At 66.3% G+C, this 2,438-nt stretch carries 2 protein-coding genes; one reads left to right on the top strand and one right to left on the bottom strand.

Going from position 1 to position 2,438, the window contains the following annotated elements; genetic code table 11:
- Window positions 1–1,767, top strand: a 1,767-nt coding sequence (locus ACEN88_RS29380; protein WP_413345380.1) for a PhoX family protein, incomplete at its 5' end; no start/stop codon positions are given.
- Between the two features lie 22 nt (window positions 1,768–1,789).
- On the opposite strand, the gene thiE is transcribed toward ACEN88_RS29380, so the two are convergent.
- Window positions 1,790–2,395, bottom strand: coding sequence for a thiamine phosphate synthase (gene thiE, locus ACEN88_RS29375; protein ID WP_413345378.1), 606 nt, complete (start codon window positions 2,393–2,395; stop codon window positions 1,790–1,792).
- Window positions 2,396–2,438 lie beyond the last annotated feature (43 nt).

The following is a 2,438-nucleotide window of genomic DNA, read 5'->3' as shown; positions in this document are numbered from 1 at the left end:
GCCGCCGCGATGGCGACGACCTCCGTCGGCTCGACGATGACGGTCAACTTCAGCGACAGCAGCAAGCTCGATTTCAAGCTGTCGTATCAACCGTTCTTCATCACGGGCGACATGGTCCCGAACGGCAGCGGCGGCACCATCCTCGCGGGCGGCTACTACGACATCAACAACAAGCCGATCGTCGACACCACCGTCGCCGGCAAGGAGCGCCAGTTCTTCTCGGACTCGCCGGACGGCACGTCGCTGCTGACGGTGCCGAACGCGAACGTGGCGGGCGTGAAGGGCAATACCGTGTTCGCCGTCGTGCAGTTCGAGTACACGACGTGGGCGCAGGACGGCAAGACCGACATGTACGGCCGGCTGCCGTCGCCGATCGCCGTGCTGACCCTCGACCAGGACAAGACCACCGGCAAGCTGACGCTCGTGAAGTACCACAACGTCGACACCTCCAGCGTGAACGGCCTGTGGATCACGTGCGGCGCGAGCCTGTCGCCGTGGGGCACCCATTTGTCGAGCGAGGAGTACGAGCCGAACGCCTACCTCGCCGCCTCCGATGCGCAATTCAAGGCCTTCAGCAAGAACCTGTACGGCGACGAGACGAAGGCGAACCCGTACAACTACGGCCACCTGCCGGAAGTGACGGTCAACGCGGACGGCACCGCATCGATCAAGAAGCACTACTGCCTCGGCCGCATCTCGCACGAGCTGGTGCAGGTCATGCCGGACAACCGCACCGTGATCATGGGCGACGACGCCACCAACAGCGGCTACTTCGCGTTCGTGGCCGACAAGGAAAAAGACCTGTCGGCGGGCACGCTGTACGTGGCCAAGGTCGGTACCGGCTTCTCGCTGGACCCGGCCGCAGCCGCCGCACCGCTCACGTGGATCAAGCTGGGTGCCGCGACGAGCGCCGAGATCCGCTCGCTGGCCGCGTCGCTGAAACCGGCCGACATCATGGACGTCAAGACCACCGACCCGGCGGATGCCACCTACACGAAGGTCACCGCCAACGGCCGCGTCGAGTGGATCAAGGTGAAGGCCGGCATGGAAAAGGCGGCCGCGTTCCTGGAGACGCACCGCTACGCCGCCCTCGTCGGCGCATCGATGGGCTTCACGAAGATGGAAGGCACCACCGTCAACATCAAGGACAAGATCGTCTACTCGGCCCTGCAGAACTGCCAGAGCTCGATGGTCGCCGGTAACGCGCTGAACGTGCCGGGCAACGGCATCTCGATCCCGAAGGCGCTGAACGCGGGCGCCGTCATGATGCTGAACCTGAAGGGCGGCCAGAAGGACACGGCCGGCAACGCCATCAACAGCGAGTGGATGCCGGCGGATACGAAGGCGCTGCTGGTCGGCGAAGACATCGCCGCCGACGCCCTCGGCAACACGGCCAACCCGGACAAGGTGGGCAACCCGGACAACCTGAAGTTTTCGGAAAAGATGCGCACGCTGTTCATCGGCGAGGACAGCAGCCAGCACGTGAACAACTTCCTGTGGGCGTACAACGTCGACACGAAGCAGCTTTCTCGCCTGCTGTCCGTGCCGGCGGGCGGCGAGTCGACGGGCCTGCATGCCGTCGACGACGTCAATGGCTGGACCTACATCATGAGCAACTTCCAGCATCCGGGCGACTGGGGCGGCATCCACGCCGGTGTCAAGGGCACGCTGGAGCCGCTCATCAAGGCCAATTACAAGGACAAGTTCGGGGCGGCGGTCGGGTACCTGACCGGTGAACTGGCGCAGTTCAAGCTGGCGAAGGCGTAACGCGTTCCACCGTTCGTCGGGTTCAGAAGAGCCCGACGAACTCCCGCGCCGCCGAATACGGATCCGGCGCCTGCACCACGCTGCTGATCGCCGCGACCACATCGGCCCCGCGCGACACGAGCGGCCGCGCGTTCGCCGGCGTCATCCCGCCAATCACGACCACCGGCACGCACAGGCTGGCCTTGGCCTGCAGGACGATGTCCGGCGGCGTCGTCACCGCATACTTCTTCACGAGCGACGGATAAAAACCGCCGAACGCGACATAGCTCGCGCCCGCGCCCTGCGCGCGGCGCGCCAGTTCCAGGTCGCCGTAGCACGACGCGCCCACGATCTTGTCCGGGCCGACGAGCCCCCGCACCGCCGCCACCGGCGCATCGAGGCCGCCCACGTGGATGCCGTCCGCATCGAGCTCGGTGCACAACGCGACGTGGTCGTTGATGACCAGCGGCCGGCCGTTGCGGCGGCACAGCGCGAGCAGGGCAGAGGCCTGTTCGCGGCGCAGCGCCGGCCCCGCATCCTTGTGGCGGTACTGGATCAGCGCGGCGCCGGCGCGCAGCGCCTGCTCCGTCACGGCCAGCAGGCGGTCGGTGTCGTCCCAGTTCGGGGTCACCAGGTACAAACCTCGCATATCTGTTCTCCTATGGATGGATGCGGCGCGGGATGCGCTGGCC

It is taken from the genome of Massilia sp. CT11-108 (assembly GCF_047302915.1).
Lineage (GTDB): Bacteria > Pseudomonadota > Gammaproteobacteria > Burkholderiales > Burkholderiaceae_D > Telluria > Telluria orientalis.
This window is presented reverse-complemented; position numbering and strand designations above follow the sequence as displayed.

Bases quoted from the DNA above. Each gene is read 5' to 3' on its own strand.
- thiE (WP_413345378.1), bottom strand. From the start codon at position 2,395: ATGCGAGGTTTGTACCTGGTGACCCCGAACTGGGACGACACCGACCGC.